Raw genomic sequence first — 20,310 nt, 5'->3', positions numbered from 1 at the left:
CAAGTCCTCTATGTTAGTAGCCATTGTTCCTGCCTTTCCACTATTATAGCCGCAAGTTTTGCGACCAAAATTTTAAAAATGAATGCTACCGGCAATCCGGGTCGCCGGGGGTATTGGGATCGCAGCGCCCATCACTCACCGGTCCGAGCACATCGACCGTAATCAGCGAGCGCTGATCGCCCTGCCTGTTGGTTTGGGCGGCCTGAGCGGCTTGTGCTGCGACCGACGAGGCCGCGTCCTGCGGCGTTGCCACCGCCATCGTAGCCGTAGTCGTGGGCACGCCGGTAATATCGCCGGATGCTTTGAAATTATCGGCATTGGCGACGCGTGCCGCCGCAACGATGATATTGCCTGATGCGCGCACGCCGGCATCGCCCGCATCCACTTCACCAACTGGCGCAATCAGAACAACATTTGACGGTGGATCATTTGGAGTGCGCTTGAACGAGCCGATTCCTGCACCGGATACGCTCCCTGCGCTGTCGACCTCTGTGAACCCGTTCTCATCGAAGCGGACCGTCACGGGCGGGAAACTCGAAGCACTCTTCGGTCCCTGACCCGCGGCTAGATCGCCATTGGATGACCACATGGTGATGTCGCCATTCGCAAGGCTGAAAACGCGGCTCTGGTTCAGGATGAAGTCGCCATCAGTAAAGCTAAAAATTTTACCGCCCTCGAGCGTCAGGACACCTTCGAAGCCAGCCGGAATGGAAGCGATCCGGGCCGACTCCGGCCGTGCAAAATTGCCGGTTGGCAATGACTGGAGCCCGGCGGGGTTGTAACCCGTGAACGCCGTGAAGCGTCGTGCCACCTGCTCGAAGGTGCGCACCACCGAACCTGCGATCATATCGCCGCCCGGGGCCAGGATGGAGATGTCTCCTCTCCGAGCTGTCTGGATCGTCGCGAGGCGAAGATCGGCATTACCCGTTACGATCCGCTCAGCCGCTTGCGGCTGACCATTTACGATGTTTCGAACCGGCTCGCCGAGCGGATGATCTTCGTTCACAGTCGATGGGTCGAGCGTGTAAGGAGCAAGATTATCCGTGTAGCCGCGCTCTGGTGAGAAGAGCGTGTTAACGGCCCGATAGCCGCGCACGTACTGAAGATAGGATGCCCCGTTGGGGTCCGCTGGAGCGGCGAGTTCATTGAAATAGAGTCGGTCGATCAGGAAATCCTGCTGGCGGAGCAGTTCGATCTTCGCGAAGGCCGCATACAATTCGCCAGTCTTGCCATAAGCTGCGTTTGCAAGGGCCGTCTGTCCACTCGCGCTGTCCGCGACGCTTTCACCGGCGAATATGGCGGCAAAGGCTTCAGGTTCGTTGTCACGCAGCCACGCGGCGAGCAGCGGCGCGTAAACCGGCTTGGTGCGGTCGGGACGTTGGTTTCCGAGAGTGTCGGTCATCTGCTCGAATAGGTCCCCGTCGAGCTTCGCGAAGTTTGCCGGATTGAGATAGGTTTCGCGGAGCGCGGCATAGTCCGCCCCTCCCGCCATCCCGAAACGCACGCTGAGGTCTGCGCCGTCACGGCCCAGCCATGGGTTAAGGTCGTTGCCTACCGTACGGATGCCACCAGCATAAGAGACGACGATCGTGCCGGCGGAACTGCCATTGGAATTGAATTCTATCTGATCGATGTTTGCCGAAGTGACGAAAGGCCCGATGTCCCCCCCCGCTTCGACCATAAGCGAGCCAGGTCCACCCAGAACGAAATTGTTCGATCTCACATAGGGTAGCGTGCCGCTGTTCCCCAGGATCGTGCCCTTGATATCGCCACCGGCTCTGATCCGTGTGATATCCTTGGCGTCGATATTCTGACCGATGAAATACATATCGATGATATCGCCGCCAGCAGTGACGCGGGCCTGCTTGGGCAGGAAAAGCGCTGAAGTATCAATATCGCCGCCGCTGTGGATGCGGACGGGCTCTGGGTCGCCGAGGTGAGTGATCCGCCGATTGTGCTGAAGACGCAATGCGGCGTTGCTGGTCAGCGCATTGACCCAGGGTAGTTCGAACTTCACGCGCTGAATCCGCTGATCCGACCAAGCGCCGCCCATCAACGACGGATCGGCATCGCTCATACCGATTGCCAGATTGCGGATGCTCCCGGCGCTGTAGACACGCAATTGCCCCAACGACGATGGGAACAAGAGATGAGGGACCCCTTCCGCCAGCTTCACGCTTCCGGATAGTGAGATCATCGAGACAGATGGCGGCAGTATCTGTGTATAGCGGAACTCGACGTCCGGTGCGCTTTGTCCGAAGTCGAGATTATGGCGGCTACGCGAAGTTCCCTGATCGGGGTAGACTAAATTACCAGTTGGCTCCGTAGCGACATCTTCGTTGGCACTGAGACCGAACGCGCCGCTTGCAGAGAAGAAGCCGTTCACTCCCCACGACGCCATGTCTCTACCGGCACCAAGAGCGGATACACTCGCAATGGTAGCCGATCCTCCTGCTGACACATCGACGACAGCGTCCGTAAGCCGAATGCGGAGATGCTGGGGCGATGTCACGCTCCCGGCTTGCGGCTCAATTCCGAACGCTGTGATGTCTTGTCCGGCATGGACTATTGCTCGACCCGTTGCGATATCATACCGGCCAGCACCGATATTGCGCCCTGCCACAACGGTGAGATCACCGCTTCCAAAAGTCAGCATTGCAGCGCCGGCCGAAGTCTCGGCAGTCGATATGCTCGTATCGAGCGCGAGAATGAGTTCCCGAATATCCCGCCCAGCAGAAATCGACACATCGCCGCCGCCAAGCGCGCCGATCCCGCTCGTGAAATACTGCGGTGCAATGCCTATTTCAGTGTCCCAACCGATCGTTCCCACACGCCAAGGCTGAGTTGGGCTCCCCATTAAATTCTCATTGCGCGAGCTTTGTCGTCCCGTGAGCTGACCGCCCCTGCGGAGGAAGTATTCGCTCCACACGTCACGGCGCGCGAGAATATCCCGGCCGGCACTGGCCTCGACGTGTCCGCCACCGTGGGCAAGGACCGGCCCGATGCTGCTCAAAGACTTGGGCGACACCGTAAAATCGGGATCCTCTACAGCGCTTGTGAAATAGACGCTGTCCGGAAGGATCGAAACGGTGTCGCCGCCGACGATCCGGGCTGAAATAGTGGTGGGAGCAACCCGAACGCCAGCCGTATAGAGTGCGCTTCCGCCGACTTGCAGCACTTCCTGCAGGTTACCATAGTTCGGAGCACTGAATTCGATCCCTCCGTCGTCGCGGTAGACGGTTTCGGTTGTTGTGCGAAGATCGATGTCGCGCGCGGCCCCTGCGGAAATTCGACCGTCCCCGCTGCGTACGACCGTGCGAACAAAGGCCTTCGGCTGATCGTATGTGAGGAGGGGAGGCGCGGACCGATCCGACGCATAGGCGCCACTGGCTACGCCTGCGACATAGCGGCTCTCAAAATGCTGAAGGAAGCCGACAATTGCGCTCAACGGAGCATCGATCCCGCTTGGATTTGTCGCGCTGCCAATGAAGCTGTAGCCTTTTCCTGCGAAATATTCGCGAGCAGCTGCCCGTGTATCGGCAGCGAGTCCGCTGCTTCCGGTTCCCCAGTTCAGGAACGTATAAGCGTTCGGATCGAGCGCTCCGAGACCGCCGTCGATATCAGAACCCGAGAGCAGATCGCCGATATCCACCGAAATCGCGTCGAATCCGGTTGGACGTTGAAGGCGGAACTGCAAGGCTCCGCCATAGCCTATGGCTCCAGCTGTTGCGGAGACATCATAGCTGTATTCACCTCGTATCCTCAGGTCGGCGGCACTTGCACGATCAGTTACGAGAGGATTTGCGGACAGGGTGCTTCCGGTCCCCGCAACAAGGCGCAGGTCCGAAGAGTGCATCGCGACATCGCCGTCGAGCAGCGGGAACAGTTCAGCGAAAGCCAGCGAATTCCGGTCTTCGCCGCCAGAGTCGGCTGCATTGCCGGCGAGCGTCATCGGCGCTCCCCCGCCACCGCCTGATGTGTTGCCTTTTTGCGCTGCGAGATTGAGTGAGATATTGATACGATTGTTTGTGGTCGGCCGGGTCCCGCCGACCACATAGTCTGCGATCTCACCGCATACGCCGGTCGAGCTACTATTGCCGCAGCCGAACTGGATCGCCGGCTGGTAGGTCCGATCACCGCCGCCGAGCTGCTGATCGATATAGTTGGGATCTGACTGATCGCGGAACGTGAAGAACCCGTCGGAGATCGAGCGGTTGATGGTGAGATCATTGCCGGCGCGCAGGGTGACCACGGGCGCTTCACCGCGCGCGGAGCCGCCATCGGTACGGTAGAGGAAAGTCGCGTGCTGGTCGAGCAACTGGCCTTCCTTGCCGGGAACCACCTTGTAGCGCGGCGTACCGCCGGAGATCTCGGGGATCAGCTCCAACACCCCGGCATCGACCGCGGCTTGAAGCTGCTCCGGCGAGAAGGTGGCGGCGGCGAGGTTCCACTGGCTGACCGTCTCGATCGCGCCTGTCGAGGCCAGCTCCACACCAGGACGCAGGCGCATGCCATCGAGGCTCGAGCCATCGACCGTCGAGACGTCGAAGTCCTGGATGAACCGGACCAGCGAGGATGTGCCGTCGGCAAGCGCCATGTCGGTGGTGAACGGGTTGGCGCCGCTGGCCCCGAAGTCGAGGCGGATCGCGCCCTCGGTGTCGCGGCTGATGCCCGAGTAGAGGCCGCTGTCGGCCATGGCGTCGAGATCGTAGCGCTGGAACGCCTCGAACTGGACGCTGTCCGCGCCGACAATGGTCCCGTGCTGCGACAGCGCGACCTTGTTGCGGTTCGCGCCGATGACGGGAGCACGGAAGACGACGTCACCACCCTGATCGGGGGAAGCATATTCATAGACGATCACCGCATTTCCGGTCACCGTGTCGGTCACGGTTTTCGGGATCAGTCGGCCACCGCTTTCTCCTGCTGCCAGTGCTGCCTGTGTCCGGCGCGCGCTGACATCAATGGCGGCGCCGCTGGCGATGGTGAGGCTGGCCGAGTCGCTGCCAATGCCGATCGTGACATCGCCGGCCTGGGCGGGTCGGCTGTCGGTATCGGCATAGCCGGTGGTGTGGGTATCGAGCTTCGCGGTCGACGCGAGGGTGACCCCGTTCTGCCCCCAGAGCGCGATATCGCCGCCATTGACCCGCGCATTGCGTGCGGCATCGGCCGACATGCCGGTGACGTCGACGCCCGAGGTGTCGAGTGTGCCGGCAATGCCGATGCTGCCGCCGTCGACGGTGAGGGTAACGTTCTGGGCCTTGAGGCTCTGCCCCTCGGCCAGAGTCAGATTGCCGGCCCCGGTGCGGACCCAGACGTCGCCGCCGAACTGCGTGCCGTAGGTCTCGACGAAGCCGCCGAAGTCGAAGGCGCCGGTGCCACTGTCGAGCGTGAAGGATCCGCTGCGCAGGATGGGCGCCGCATCCAGATCTGTTCCCTCAGCGTCGGGATCGACCGCGAGGCCGGGGTTGAGTGCGGCAAGCAGGGTCACCGCGCCGTTGCCGGCCAGCAAGTTGAGACCGCCGGCATTGCCCTTGCCGGTGTCGGTGATCAGCGCGGAGGCCACATCGGTGGTGATGTTGCCATTGGCACTGAACAGGTTGAGCGTGCCGCCGCCGGCAGCGACGGTGACCGGATCGACCTCGTCGCCGAACACCTTCTCAAAGCCGGGGACGCTGAGCGTTGCACCCGCCAGGCTCACATCGCCTGCCGACTGCACATCGATGATACCTGCCGTGGCGCGGATGGTGGTGCCGCTGATCGAGACCGACTGCACGCGATCGTCGATCGTGCCGAACGCGATGCGTGCGCCAGGGGCCGCATTGCCCTCGATCTTGGCTTCGGGGTTCGCGCCGGTCGAGGAGATCGATACGGCTCCCGTGGTGAGGAACGTGTAATCAGGCCGCACCGTCTGGTTGCGAGGGTCCGCCTTGGCCGAGCGCTCGGCGATGAACGGCGTGTTGAGCGTGAGCCCGGCGCCGCCGGTATCGAGGCTGCCCTTGCCTTCGACATAGAGACCGTCGCTGGCGGCCAGCGTCACTCCATCGGTGAAGCCCGCCGCGCGAACACTATTGTTGCCGAGGCTGATCGTGGTCGCATCGAGGGTCAGACTGCCTGCGCTGCCGCACAGCGCGCTGCTGGCGCAGCCGTCGGCGGTATTGCCGCCGTTGGCGAGGCGCACATTCCCGGCCCGGATGGAGATCGCAGATCCGGCGGCCGCCTGCGCGTCGGCCGCGAGGCTGGCGGTGTCGAGCACGAGGTCGTTGAACTGGTACGATCCTTCCGCAAAGCGGATCGATCCCGGCGAGCGCACGGTCAGCCGCTCGGCCGCGCCGAGCTTGGTGGCCAGCGCCGCGCCTACGACACCGCTCTCGCCGACCGTGGCTTCGCCGCTGGCGGCGAAGCGGATATCCGCGCCGGAGATCGCCGCGTACTTCGCGTTCAGGTTCGCCCCGTCGGCGACGACGAAGCTGCCGCTGGTGTCGAGCGCCAGCGCTTCGCCGGTGAGCGAGGCCGCTCCGATCTCCAGGGTCGAGCTTCCCGCGCCGGTGCGGGCCACGAGACGCTCCGGGCCGTTGGCAAGGCGCAGGATCGAGCCGGCGCCGGAAGCCTTGTAGTCGGCATCGGTGAGGATGCCGGGATCGCCGATCGCCGCGAGGGTCGCGCCGTCTTCGATCGTCAGGGCCGAGCCGTCACCGCCGACCGCCAGCAGCAGTTCGCTCGCCTGCAGGCTGGCGCCACCCGCCACGGTGATGCTGATCGCACTGGCGTTGATCGTCGTCGTACCATCCGCATTGTCGGTCCGGCGACCCCCGATCAGCAGGCTGGGCGCGTTGAGCTTCGCCAGCGTCGTATCCGAGATCAGCAGCGTCCCCTCGGCCGCTTCGGTGTCGGCCGCGGCGATCAGGATGTTGCTCCCGAGGATGTCGATCTGCCCGGCCCGGCCGCCTTCGCCCGCAGTCAGGTCGAACACGCCTGCTACCTTCAGCTCATTGAGCGGCGCCAGCACCACACGAGCCGCGTCGAGCGGCAGGCGCGGACGCGCATCCGGGTTAAGACCCGTCAGATAGTCCGAGCCCGGTGTGGTCTTGATCGTCGAGTATTTGGTGAAGACGTCTTTCGTCTGCACGGTGAACGAGTGACGGGTCGATTCCGCGATATCGGTTCCGGCATAGGCGAACGTCCCGCCGAGCACGACCGACCCGTCGAGCAGCCTGGTGCTGGATCCAGGCAGCGGCGCGGCCGATCCCGTGTTCTCGACCAGGCGCAGCGCGCCGGGGATCGCCATCGCGTATTTGGCCGGCACCAGCAGATACTCGCCCGCGGCGATGCCGCTACCGCCATCGAGATGGACCGAGCGGCCCGCCTGCGCGCCGTAGAGGTCGCCATAATCGGCCGAGTAGATCGGATCGTAAGGGGCGATCTTGCCCGCCTCGGCCACCGGCACCAACGCATAGACCTGCCGCTGATCCGGGAACTGGTAGCCGGTGCCGGTCACCGGATCATAGTGGTTCGAGCTGAACGCATCGCGGTTGAAGCGGTCGAGCACGTCGCGCGAACCACCGATGCCGGACTGGAACTCATAGGCGTAGACGTCGCCGCCGCCCCGGCCGTCGATTAGCGCACCCTCCGCCTGCACGATTGAACCCGCTGACAGCACCAACTCGCCAACCGGGAGCTTGGTCAACGGAGTCGCGACGGTCGGGAAATAATACTCCACACCATCGGTCGTAGTGCCGTAGGGTACGGTCAAACCGGCGCCAGATACCGACGTTACGCTTCCACGGCCGAAAGTGAGCGTCTCGGTTGGTGCGACCTGTCGCAGATCCCCCCCCTCGAGCAAAACCGTCGAGGTGCTGCCGAGCGTCAATTGACCAAGTGGCGCCGCCAGAAATCCATCTTGAACAATTCGAGGCGCCAGCACCCGAAGGTGCGTCCCGGCTGTGAGTGGCAACGGCGCTGCCGGGTCGAGATAACGATTCCCGAACCGAATGCTGTGGTCACCGATGACGGCGATATCGTAGGGCGACTTTATGGTGCCGCTTGCATTCTCGAGCAGAGCCTGAAGATTGCCTGTGCCGGTTGTCGCATAGGTGCGTCGCGCATCGATCGTAAGGTCGCCCACAACGCTGAACTGGCCCGAATAGTTTGTAATCAGCCCGGTGGACGGGTGATACACGCCGGTAAAGCGGACGTCGCCCGGCGTGCGTAGTTCGAAAGATCCGATCTGGCCGACTGCAATCCCGCCAACGACATCGATCCCCTGCAGACCGCCTTGAAGAACGAGCGAACTGGCGGCGTCGCCGCCCATGCCTGCCGTCGAGACGGAATAGGTACTTGCAAGCCTGATGTACGCCGAAGCCAGTCGCACATTCGAACCCGCCGTTACCCCCAGACTGACTGCCTCGCTTCCGATGTTCGCGGACTGGGTGCGATCCTGCGACGTCACCATCAGAGCTTTGCGCAGTGAAAGATCGAAATCGCCATCAAGCGTGAGCGAGCCACGCGCTATCAACGTGTCGAAACCGCTACCCTGGATCAAACCGACAGGAAGATAATCGGCTTGGTCGGCCGAACCTGTTCCCACGGTCGGTCGTAGCCATTCCAGCGTCCCACCCTCGGCACGGATATCGCCGCCGCGGGCGTCGATTGCGGTAGAGCCGAGTGATCCACCGCCAAGCGCAGAAATGGACCCGCCCCTGCTCCATTCGAGCCAAGGACTGAAGCCGCCTCTGCCATTGCTGATCTCGAATGTCGCAGCGGCCCCGCTGATGTCGAGACGGGCCTGGTCGTCGCGCACGAGAGTGCGCCCGGAAGATGCGCTTCCGCTGCCCGGAACGCGGTTGATCAGACGAACGGCCTCAAGCGCGATCGTGCCGCCATCAACCACACGGCCGCTGCGAAGTATCCTTCCTCCAACCGTGACCGCGCGGGGGTCGAAAAGCGCCACGCCGGAAAGATCGGTGACGCTGCCACGATCAAGCACGATACCCTGTTCGGCGTCCAACACGCCCAGAAAATGAACGATCCGGTCTTCACCGACCTCAGACACCAGTTGCCCATTGGTCAGTCCCGGATCAGCTGCGCTAACCGCGCTTTCCAGAAAGCGTCCCTGGCTGTCCACATTGCCGCCGAAAGCATCGGCAAGACCGTTCCCGCCAAGATCGGTATCGCGAACACCAAAGCCGCCGACGATCAGACTGTCAGAAAGATCGTTGCGTTGGCGGATCGACCCGCCGTGCAGAGTGATATTGCCGGCATTGTAGAGCTTGCCGATAGTGATCGACGCTTCAGGCGCACCGATGATCGAACCACCGGCCATCACGTCGAGTTCGGTCAGCCCCCCGAGCACCAGATGCGCGGCCTTGCGGTCCCACAGGGCGATGTTAGTGGTCGGCGCCAGGAACGATTGGGTCAGCAGATCAGACCCGGTTTCGAGCCCACGCAGCGCCCTGCTCTGATCAGCCGTCAAAAAGGTCGGCAACATCCATTGGGTGAGGTCGAACGTCTCACCTTTCTGGACCACAAAGCGGGTGGTCTCGAGGAAAGCGGACCTCGCTACCCTATCATTGGCGAACAGATCGTCGACGATGCGCGAGCGGTAGCTCGATACGTCGAGCGTTCCGAACCCAGTGCGCTGGAAGAAGTCGAGGCCGATGTGCGTGCTTCCGGCGCGATTGTCCGAGCCGAAGCTCACATCGGGCGCGACCAGCTTGAACGTCCCGCCACCGGCAAAGCCGAACCCCAGAATCGACGCTTGCGAGATATCGACTGTTGAACGGGGATCTGCGACCAGATGGGGCAATGTCGCTGAAAGTCCGGAGCCGGCTGATGGGCGCGGCGTAAATTCGACCGATTGGTTGGCCCCATAAAGAGGATCGTCGGCAGGCAAGCCAATAGCTGCACTCGGGTCCGTATTGGTCAGCTTCGACGATGCGTACACCGTTTCGTTGAGCAGCGAGATATCGCCGCCCTTGCCGTCGAGGATCAGGCTGCCGGTCGGCGTGACATAGCCGCCCGAGCTAACGTCGAGTGTTCCATTCACGCGAATGCTGCCCGAAAGGTCTACAGCCTGAGTTGCCGTCTCCAGACTGTCGCCGACCGCAGCGATGACATTACGGGCAGATTGCAGCGAGATGCTGCCGCCATCGCGCCAGGCTCCTCCAAACAGCCCCGTTTGAGAGGCATAGTCATTCACCCATTGTCCGGCGGTTGAGAGCTTGCCGGTGACGATGATATCGAAAGGAGTCAGCGTCCCGGGGTCGGTGGCGTAAAGCGTGGTGACATCATCATCCGAGCGATGAATAGAACCCGCCCCGCCAAAAACGATCGGAAAATCTTCCTCGCTCGGTTCGAACCCGTTGACGGTACGTGCTGAAATCAAGCCAGAGGGGACTTCCACCGTCCCGTCGAACCGGATCGTGCGGCCCGCCAGTACGGACAGAACCCCACCTGGAGCAAGCATGAGATGGGATTGGCCCGTAATCGACAACGCATCAGACGATTGCAGTGTCGGCGCGCCAAGATCCGCAAAGGTCACCGTCCCCGCCGCGACGATGTCGAGTTGCGCGAGACCAGCAAGGTTGAGCATGCTGTCCGAAAGCAGAAGCTCCGCAGGGTTGGCTGCTCCCGTCCCACGTATGCCATGATAGACTAGAACATCGCCGAGTGTCTGGACACTGAGCGCCCCGCCTGCCGGGAGCTCATATGTCGACGCCTGCAACCCGCGACCCAAGCCCGAAGGCGCAACGCTGGGCCAGTCACCCTTGGCTATCTGGCGTGCACCGGCGAAAGCGTTGGCATGGACCGCACCATCGATCGTAACTGCAGCGGCGCTGATCGTCAGCGCGCCGGCGTCGCGGCCCTCGTCATAGGCGGCGTCGAACTTCTGCCCCTGGCCGACACCCATCATCCAGTTGCGCAGCATCCCCGAGCGGGGCTGACGTACCTCGGTGGTGCTGGTGATCACATCGACATAGACGTCGTTCGCGTTCGCCCGCGAGATGTCGACGATGCGTCCGTCCGAGGTCACGAGCTTGCTGGTCTTCAGTGCGCCGGCGGAATAGCTTACCCACCCCCCCGAGATGTCGACCGTGGCGCCATTGGCAACGTCGACACGCTCGCCCTGCAATGAAATCGAGCCACCCTTCGTCATCAGTTCCTGGGCTGTAGCCGGGAGCTGGCCTGCGATACTGGCGGCTTCGATCAGCGGCGACCCGACCCAGGCGACGCCATCCTCGCGTACGCCCGAGAGGCGAGGGTCGATGAAGATCGTTTTGCCATTGAGCGAGAAGTTGCCGTCGACTTCGACTTCGCGGTAGTTAGGTGTGTCGCGCAGCTCATTGCGTTTTACCGGAGTGATCTCAATCGAATTCCTCGAAGCGTCCAGCTTGACGTCCTTCAAGCCGCTTACATCGATGATGGCATTTGGTGCGATCAGCACGCTGCCGCGACCGAGAGCAGGCACGAGATTCGTCGTGGTGCGACCAACCGAAACATCTGCTCCTGGAGCGTAGATGACAGCATTCTGGCCAATCGAGACGTTGGCCGGCACCAACCCTCCAAACGGTACCCCAGGAGCGCTGATTTGAGCGCCAATCTCGAGTTGCGACCTCTTAAAGCCCGCAGGTTCATTCGGCGTCCCGATCGGTATCGTTTCACCATTGGTGTCAGCGAACATTGCAATCCCGCTGGCGAGTGCGGGATTGGCATTTCCATGCAGCGTGATGTCGCCGCCAAAGAGCGTGATTTTCCCGTTGCGCGAAACGCTTGTGGTCGTGGACAGCAGGCCCGAGAGATCAATGGACCCGAACGCGCTGGTGCTGAGAGAAAGATAGCCGCGGCGGGATTCGATCAATCCCGATACCTGAATGTGCCCGTCACTCGGAGTTGAAGGGCGATCCGTAAGAATATTTGACGAGCCATCGTACACGAAACTGTTGAACAAATAGCCCCGCACATTGGGGTCTGGGCTAGTCGCCGCCCCGGAGCTTTCCATAAAGCTGACTGCTCGCCCCGCCTGAAGACTGACCTGGCCATCGAGAGAACTGAGCGTGCCTGCTGTTTGGATCGACGGGGCAGCGAGCAAAAGGTATCCACCCTGGCCGGACCCGATGCGGGCACCGGCATCAACGACAATATCTCCCTCAGGAAGGTCTACAAAGCTTGCAGGGCCTGCAGAGCCGCCGGAAGCCGAATCCAAATCCGATGACACAAGGAGTGAGACATCGTTACCGGTTCTGGCGAATGCGGTTCCGTCCGGCGCTGTGAAAAGGCCATCTTCCAGAAACGTTAGGTTACGTTCTGCAATAGTTGCAGCGCGAAGGTTTGTGTTGCTCCCCTCGACAAAGCGCGCTGCGTTCCCCAGTTCGAGGGTGGAAGCGAGAAGCGAGTGGGTGTTGACCTGGCTGTCCTTGCCGAAGATGATCCCGGCGCGGTTGAGCACGACCACGGTGCCGTCAGCCTTCATGTTGCCAAGGATCAGCGACGGATCGGTGGCGTTGGTGACGCGGTTCACCGCGACCCAGCCGGGCTGCGCGGTGCCGTTGCTCTTCTGGTTGAACTGAAGCGTCGTGTTGGCGCCGATATCAAACCGGTTCCACGACAGCAGAGCGCGCTCCTGGGTCTGGTCGATCGTGACGGTGACGCGGCCATCGGCGCCCGTGGTCTGCGAGGGCAACCCTGCGCCCTGCCAGGTCTTGAGGCCCGTGATGTCGTACTGCGCACCGGCGCTGACCAGCAGTTCGCTCGCGCGCTGCGTGTTGCCGGCGCGCGTTGCAGCTATCGCCTCACGGATGGTATCGGTCGGATCGAGGCCATTGCGGTCGAGCCCGTCGACCACCGGTCCGCGGTTCGCCGCTTCCCGGATTGAGGTGATATAGGCGCGGATTTCGTCGACCCGACCTTGCGTCGTCTGCTGTCGCTGAAGCGCGCCCTGCATTGTTCCCGAACGCACCGGAACCGTGGTCTGCGGTCGCGGCGTGCCAACCTGCGTCTGCCTGCCAACGGCAGCACCCAGCGTCTGCGCCTGAACCTCCACGGGCAGTGCGGTCGCAATTGCCGCCAGGCTCGCACCCAGGAAGAGAAAACGGCGACCAAAGGCCGGACGCAGGGACGAAGATGCGATCATGACAAGGCTCCAGCCGACAAAATCTCGGCTCTGGCAAAGATAAATTGATTGGGAACGTGTGCAGGGCAGCCTGGAAAAGGAGCCTGCCGCCACACATTCATGAGGATTGAAGCTGGACGCCTCGCTAACCGTCCGGCCTGTTCAGGAAGGGAGGGAAAAGGCATCATCATCGCGACCTCAGAAGGCGAAGCCCAGATCGACGTGCAGCACGTCGATCCTCAATGGCGCATCGACGATTTCGTTCGCCGAGAACCAGCGCGCGCCGAGCGTCACGCCGTCAAACGGTGCATAAGCCCCGCCAATCACGTAACCCTTGACGTTGGTGCCCCCGAGCCGGAAATCGGAGTCCGTGAACGCGTCGGGGACGGCGTCACTTTCAAGATATTTGTACGCGGCATTGATCGCCCACGAGCCACGCTTTGCCCGGCGGGGATTGACGCTGTAAAGCGCCGGGTCGCCGATGGAGAAGTAAACGCCGTAGCCCTGATTGCCGCCTACGAATTTCGCCGGATTGGTTGCGTCGCAGACGCCCTGGTTGACGTTGGTCGGGTCGGTGATCTCGACGTTGGTGATCGGTGCGCCGACGTTGCCGCGAAGGCAGTTGTTCTCCGGATCAAATCCGAAGTTATAAAGATAGCTGCCGGTCAGCCGCGCCTTTACGCGCTCGCTGATCGGGACCGTGACCGAGCCGTTGATATCAAGCACGCGATACGCATACTTCAAGCCCAGATATTGGGGCTCACGCTCGTCGCCGGGATCGGCATAGGTGTAGTCGATGTCACGCAGATACATGAGCGTGTTGCCCTTGCTGGCCCAGAGCGGCCGCAAGATATCGGTCGAACATTCGACATTGACGGTCGAGAAGATGTCACAGGGTGTCGAGACATGACCGCGCATGTAGGTGAAATTGTGGAAAGCAGCGGAGAGGTTCACATCAATTCCGCCAGCGAATTCCTTGCCGGCTTCAGCCTGCAGCGAGAACATGTAGCGATCACGCCAGTTGCGCTTGGCCGTCGATGTGGACGGGAAATTGCCCGGCTCGAACTGGAGCGGGAACGCGCCGCCACGGACCGCGAAGCGGAAATCCTCATTTCCTAGTAGTTTCGTGATGTTCGCCTCGCCATAAACGCCGTCCAGCGCCAGATCGGGATCGAACATGAGATCGGTGGTACGGAAAGGATTGTCGAACCGGCCCAGCATCGCTGTCAGACCGGGATAGACTTCGCCCTTCACATAAGCGTTCTGGATCCACAGATCGCGTTTGCGGAATCCGCCAGTCAGCCCTGAATTTGTCGAGATCGGCCCAGCGTCATCACCGGTGGCGAGCTGGAAACCGAGCTGGAAGCGGTTTGCCACTGTCGCCTCGATGCCGATACGCGCGCGGATCTGCATGTTGTTGATCTTGTCGCGCGTCGTATTGAGCGACGGGAAGGCCTGCCGGGATATGCCGGAAAGGTCATAGGGACCGGTTTCATTCCAGGCTGCTACGTCGGCATAGTGGCCGATGGCATTGTCCTTGGAATAGAAGTCCGATGCCGAGCGAAAACGAAAGTCGCCATGGATACGGATGTTGTCGACCCAGTCCGGCGCAGCCTTGTCGGGCGCAGCCCAGCGTTCGGTTCGCGCCTGAGCCAGGACCTCCTGGCGCAACTCGTCCTTGATTTGCGCACGCACCGTTTCAGGGACATAGGGTACACGGACCGCTCCGGCAGGGGGCGGCGCCAGCTCGGCAGACTGTGGCGGCGGCGCGTTCACCGCACGCTGGGCCGCCTCGGCTTCCGCACGCCGCATCAACGCTGCGCCTTTTTCCGGCGTGACGATACCTTCGTCTACGAGGAGTTTTACCATGGTCGCCACGGCGCTGTCAGGCTGCGCGGCCTGGCCTTGAGCTTCCTGCGCGAACGCCGGCGCCGCAGACAACACCGCTGCGCACAGCGATGTGGTAAGCATCAATCGCCCTGTTCGCAGAAACTTCAATCGCTGTGACATTCCAAATCCCCTTTGCCCGCGCGGGCTTCGATAATCAGAGAGAGCTTTTGCGCCCTCGAACTGTGACAAGTTGTGGAAAGACCATGGTCGTTGGCGGTGGATCCAGCCCGCGAACCTCCTGCAGAAGCGCCGTCAGCTTCCGCATGTCCGCATCGCTTCCACCCCTCGCATCTCTGAAGGTTACGCCGGTGATGCGACCATCGCGTGTAACCGTCAGGGTGTAATCGGCCGAGAAAACGAGCCGACTGAGCCGCGGATCGTCCTGAACACGCTCCTGCAAGGTGGACTTGAGGTAGCTGGTGTACATGCCGACGGACATGCCGCCGCCTGAGCCTCCACCGCCGCCAGGTCGCCCGCCGATGCGAACGCCGCCGCCATCGCCCACCCCAAGGCCATAGTTACTCGGCCCGGCGCCTTCACGCGCCGTCAGCGCGTTGTCCCCGGGAGTGGGGTCGCTGTTGGCCTGATCCGGCGGCGGCGGCGTATCGACCGGCTGCTCGATCGGCGGTGCGATCGTCGGCTCAGGTGGCTGCTCCACAGGCTTCGTTTCAGGGGGCGGGGGCGGTGGTGGAGGCGGCGGCAGGATGACCTGCGTCGTCTTCATTTCATTGGGTCGATCACTGACCGTTTGCGTGCCCAGGAAATTATAGCCTATCGCAAGGACGAGCCCAACGGCCACCACCGCAAGTATTCGTCCGAAGGTAATCGGCGATTTCTTGCGACGCTGCCCGTCAGGACCTTCCGGTAGCATCAACGATGCGGCTGCCATCAGTGTGCTCCTCGCATGAGCACGCACTGACGTTCATCGGGTGCGCAATACGCCGCCCGAGTTGACGCCAGCAGGCCATAAGGGAGACGTCGGGAAACACACCCGACCTTTTCCACTGCCCTGAGGCTGGCTGAAGGGTCGATGGTCAACATCGCTCCCTCTCAAGCCCCGCCGCCAGGCGGACGCGTGGAGGCCATGCCAAGGCTCGGCACACCGACCTTGGAACACAGGTCGAGCACCTGCATGACCTTGTCGTACTGGACAGCGCGATCACCGCGCAGGATCACCGCGAGGTCCGGTGTCGTCGCGATCGAGGAACGCAGCTGCGCTTCGAGTTCGCTCATTGACACCGGGATGGCGTCGATCGACACAGTCCCATCGTTGCTGACCGCGATCACCCGGCTCTTCTGCGCCTCCAGCGTCTTGGCCGAGGAGGCGGACGGCAAGTCCACCTTGATCCCCTGCACCGCCGCCGTCGTCATCAGGATGAAGATGATGAGAAGCACCAGCACCACGTCCACGAACGGCGTGATGTTGATCTCATTGTAGGGCTTCTTCGGACCCCCGACCTGCATTCCCATGGCTCAGTCTCCTTTGCCCTAGGGTCAGGCCGCGTGCGCGGGAACTGGGGTGGGAGCCGAAGGCACATCCTGCCATGTCTCGGCGATACGCTTCTCCAGCTCGTCCACGAAGATGTCGTGGTCGGCGGTGATCTCCTCGATGCGGCTGAGCAGATAGTTGTAGCCGAACAGCGCCGGGATCGCGACCGCCAGGCCCGCAACCGTGGCGAGGAGCGCCGCCGCGATACCCGGCGCGATCGCGTTGATGTTCACTTCACCAGCGGCGGCCACCGAGGCGAAGGTGATCATCACGCCGAGCACCGTGCCGAGCAGGCCGATGAACGGGCCGCCCGAGATGGCGATGGTCAGGAGCACGAGGCGCGCGTTGAGCTTCTGCCCCTCGCGCACGCGGCCAGCATCCAGCGCGGAGCGGATCGCCGCGATCGACTGGCTGCGGATCGCGAACCGCGAGCCGGTCGCCTTGCCTTCCTTCAGGCGCTCGGTCAGCTCCCGACGACCGATCTGATACAGACGCCCCAAGGTGGAGTCCGCCGCCGCCGATCCGGGATCGAACGCTGGCAATCCGTCGTGAGGATTGCGAGGCCCGCGCCCATTCTCGTTCACATAACGTTGGTAGGCTTCGAGGAACGCTTCATTCGCCGAGCGGACCTTGCCGATCAGCAGACCCTTGCTGATCATGATCGCGATGGCCACCAGCAGCATGAACGCGCAGATGATGATCACCACCCAGGCGTCGAATGTCAGCGCGCCGAACAATATGCCGAAATGGCCATGTCCGCCGCCGGTCTCGACCTGCTGGGGCGTGTCTGTCGTGACCAGCTTGGACGACTGCCCCTCGCTGGCGGCCGCTAGCTGGAACGCCGACTGCGGCAGCGCAGCACCTGCGACGCGCAGTTCGTCGATTTCACCGGCAAAGCCCTGGCCGAGAACGGCAGCGCCCGTGGCGGCGGCCAGCGCACCGGTCACTTCACCGGCAGGCTGACCGTTGATGTAGAGCACGCTCTTCGTTCCGTCATTGACCAGCGCAACGTTCGCCCAGCTGTCAGCGGCGAGATCTCCACCCGACGAACGATTACCGCCCTGATCGATATATAGTTGACCACCTTCGGCGATCAGGCTGACGCTGCCCGGCAGGCTGAACACCGTGCCGTTGCCACCCGGCTTCACCCAGAAGCTGATCGACAGCGGGCCATTGGCAAACGCGCCAGCAGGCAGGCCCACCGGCGTCGTGCCGTCGAGCAGCAGGCTCGACCCGATCAGACCAGCGCCGTTGCGGCTCGCTGTTCCTGTGGCGTTATTGCCGTTCGACGTGGCGTCTTTGGCGGCGCCTTCGTCGTTGAAGTGATAGACAAGGCGGTAATCCGCCCCATAGGTGCCCGCCACATCCTGCGCGGCCGCCGCTTTTTCATTGCCATAATAAGCGTAGATCGCCGATGCCGCACCCGGCTGAAGACCCTGCACGTCGACCCAGACCAGCGCCTGCTCGTCCGCTGGCGACCACTTCTCGATGTGGAACTTCAAGGGTGTGCGATCGTCGCCCGCCACGAACCGCAGGTCAGAACCGTCAGGCTTGACGTCCTTGAAGCTGAAATTGCCCGAGTGCAGCCGCACAAGCACCGGCGCACGCGCCACCTCACCCGTTATCCCGGCGGCGTCGACGTTGAGATTGATCTTCGTGCGGTAGCTGTAATCCGCCTCCCACCACGCCATTGCTGGCGTCGAGAAGGCGGTCATCGCAACCACCGGGATAAGCCATTTTAGTTTCAGTCGACCCATGTTGCCGCCCCTGCTTCCTGTCACTTGACTGCCCTCGCTTGGGCGTTGAATCCGCAGGCGCTCATGGCGCCCATTGCCGATGGAGGGCGACGGTTCGCCGCCCTCCCCTCATGTCGATTTCGTTCGCCTTGGCCGGATTGCTCCAACCTGCCTTCCGGGGATCCCTGGCGCTGGGAGTTGGGGGAGCGTCCAAGCTGCCCGTGGGGAAGTCCTGGCCCGATCGATGGCCACGATCGCCCCGACTGGTCGGAGAAGGGCGATCGCCGGAAGACGACCCGGTGAGGCGGGCTCCGACCAACACTGAACACCGAAACGGCCGAATGCGGCGTCGCCATGTAACCGTGCATCACCATCAGAATTCCCCTCTGATGGTGAAGCTGTATCGCGGATCACCCTTGTCGGTCGTCGGACCGGCACGCAGCGGAATGCCGATCAGTGCTTCACCGGTGAACAGCTTGAGCAGATCAAACCGCAAGCCGCCGCCGACACTGAACAGCCGGAACTCGTCGGTTTGCCCCGAGGACGGTGCGCGCACACGGGCATAGCCCGCATCGCCAAAGGCAAAGACGCGCACTTCGTCGACAAAGCTGGCAAGCGATGTCCCAAAATTCGGAGTGCGCACTTCGATCGACGAAACGAAACCGTCGTCACCGACCGCCTCGGAGACATAGTAGCCCCGAATGTTGGACATACCGCCAAGCGAAAATTGCTCATTCGTGACGAGACTGGAGTCGGCAAGCTGGCCGGCGAACCGCAGCCCAACCTGCCAGTCGCGGCGCAACATACGAGTGTAGTTCAGGTCCAGATTAAGATGAACGAAGTTTTCACTGGCATCGACGGCGCGGCCGGTGAACTGATCTTGCGGAATGCCGGTCTGTCCGTTGCCCAGAGAGCAGGTCGGCACACCTTCTGGAATGAAGCCTTCCGAATAGGGCGATTCAAAGCAAACATTGCGCTTGATCACCCGGAGGCCACCAGTAACGCCGAGCGTCAGCCCATAGGTTTCGCTCACGTTTCCGCCACTCAGCGTATATTCAGCGACGAGCGGTACATAGCGTATCTGGGTTGGCTGAAGATCGGTGCCTTCCAGGCTCAACCGTTCCTTGAACGATTTGAAGTCCGGTCCGAAACTGATCTGCTGAAAGGTGTTTGCGCTAGGCAGACGATAGGTCGCCCGAAAGCCGATCTGATAGCCGTTACCAAGCACATTGGTCCCGCCAAGTGCTGCGACGTTGCTGTTCGACCGGTAGCCGTAGAGCAGAAGGCCCCAGGGCGTGCCGATCAGGGGCGCGTTGTAGGATGCCGAGATGACCGCACTCTGGTCCGGATCCTGGGGCGCGATCGAGCCTGTGACGGATAGCGTATGTCCTTGCCCCCAAAGATTGGAGTAGCGCGCAGTAGCGCTGGCACGCAAAGGCTCGGTATTGGGACTGTTGTCGTTGTTGAGTTCGACGCTGCCATGGAATGGGGCTTTGTCATCAACCTTCAGTTCGACATCAACAGTACCAGGTTGCGCGCCGGCCCGGAAACGCGGCGTAATCGTCCGATCGGGAAAGCGGTTCGCCTCAGAGACATCGCGCTGCAGGGCAGCGATATCGATCGGTTGCCCCGCGACCAGCGACGGGACATCCTCGCGGACACTCTTTTCCGAATGATGCTTTGCATCGACAACCCGCACTTCTCCGAGCGGAACCTCGTGAACAGCGAGTTGGACGATCCCTTGAGCGAAGCGCTCGCTGGGCTGAATCGGAATTTCGACCTCGACCGCTTCAAAGCCTTTCGCGGCGTAGGCTGCTTGAAGCGCCTTTTGTGCGGCCATGACATCTGCCTCGGAGCGGTTCGGCCCCAGGAACGGGTAGATGATCCGCTCGATGTCGGCGTTGGAAAGCTTCGTCGCCCCCACGACGTCGATCGCGGCGATCAAAAAGCTTCCCGAAGCCCTCACGGGCTCCGCATCCGCGGTGGCGGGCTGGGCGGCACTCTGATCGCTTTGCGCGAAGGCGCAGGCGGGCTGCAGCACTGCGGCCAAAGCAGAGGCCAAAACGAGGCACGGCGAGATATTCGCGCGC

Annotated in this window: 6 protein-coding genes; all 6 read right to left on the bottom strand. The window is 62.2% G+C overall.

Annotation, left to right across the window (positions count from 1 at the left end; translation table 11 throughout):
- Nucleotides 1-85 precede the first annotated feature (85 nt).
- Nucleotides 86-13,219, bottom strand: a complete 13,134-nt coding sequence (locus AC58EF_RS05410) for a filamentous hemagglutinin family protein (RefSeq protein WP_497275165.1) — start codon at nucleotides 13,217-13,219, stop codon at nucleotides 86-88.
- 84 nt (nucleotides 13,220-13,303) lie between these two features.
- Complete coding sequence (locus AC58EF_RS05405) at nucleotides 13,304-15,076, bottom strand: putative porin (RefSeq protein ID WP_497275164.1); 1,773 nt, start codon at nucleotides 15,074-15,076, stop codon at nucleotides 13,304-13,306.
- Between the two features lie 73 nt (nucleotides 15,077-15,149).
- Nucleotides 15,150-15,884, bottom strand: a complete 735-nt coding sequence (locus AC58EF_RS05400) for a TonB-dependent receptor (RefSeq protein WP_497275162.1) — start codon at nucleotides 15,882-15,884, stop codon at nucleotides 15,150-15,152.
- A 161-nt stretch (nucleotides 15,885-16,045) separates the two neighbouring features.
- Nucleotides 16,046-16,465 (bottom strand): ExbD/TolR family protein, encoded by a 420-nt coding sequence (locus tag AC58EF_RS05395; protein WP_257554657.1) that lies wholly within the window; start codon nucleotides 16,463-16,465, stop codon nucleotides 16,046-16,048.
- A 24-nt stretch (nucleotides 16,466-16,489) separates the two neighbouring features.
- Nucleotides 16,490-18,241, bottom strand: coding sequence for a DUF2341 domain-containing protein (locus AC58EF_RS05390; protein ID WP_497275160.1), 1,752 nt, complete (start codon nucleotides 18,239-18,241; stop codon nucleotides 16,490-16,492).
- Between the two features lie 352 nt (nucleotides 18,242-18,593).
- Nucleotides 18,594-20,261: a ShlB/FhaC/HecB family hemolysin secretion/activation protein gene (locus AC58EF_RS05385; RefSeq protein ID WP_497275159.1), complete on the bottom strand. Its 1,668-nt coding sequence runs from the start codon at nucleotides 20,259-20,261 to the stop codon at nucleotides 18,594-18,596.
- Nucleotides 20,262-20,310 lie beyond the last annotated feature (49 nt).

The organism is Sphingobium sp. WR1, assembly GCF_059693745.1.
Note: the sequence above shows the minus strand (reverse complement) of the source record. Positions and strands in the feature narration are given on the sequence as shown.

Bases quoted from the DNA above. Each gene is read 5' to 3' on its own strand.
- AC58EF_RS05405 (WP_497275164.1), bottom strand. From the start codon at position 15,076: ATGCTTACCACATCGCTGTGCGCAGCGGTGTTGTCTGCGGCGCCGGCG.
- AC58EF_RS05400 (WP_497275162.1), bottom strand. From the start codon at position 15,884: ATGGCAGCCGCATCGTTGATGCTACCGGAAGGTCCTGACGGGCAGCGT.
- AC58EF_RS05395 (WP_257554657.1), bottom strand. From the start codon at position 16,465: ATGGGAATGCAGGTCGGGGGTCCGAAGAAGCCCTACAATGAGATCAAC.
- AC58EF_RS05390 (WP_497275160.1), bottom strand. From the start codon at position 18,241: ATGGGTCGACTGAAACTAAAATGGCTTATCCCGGTGGTTGCGATGACC.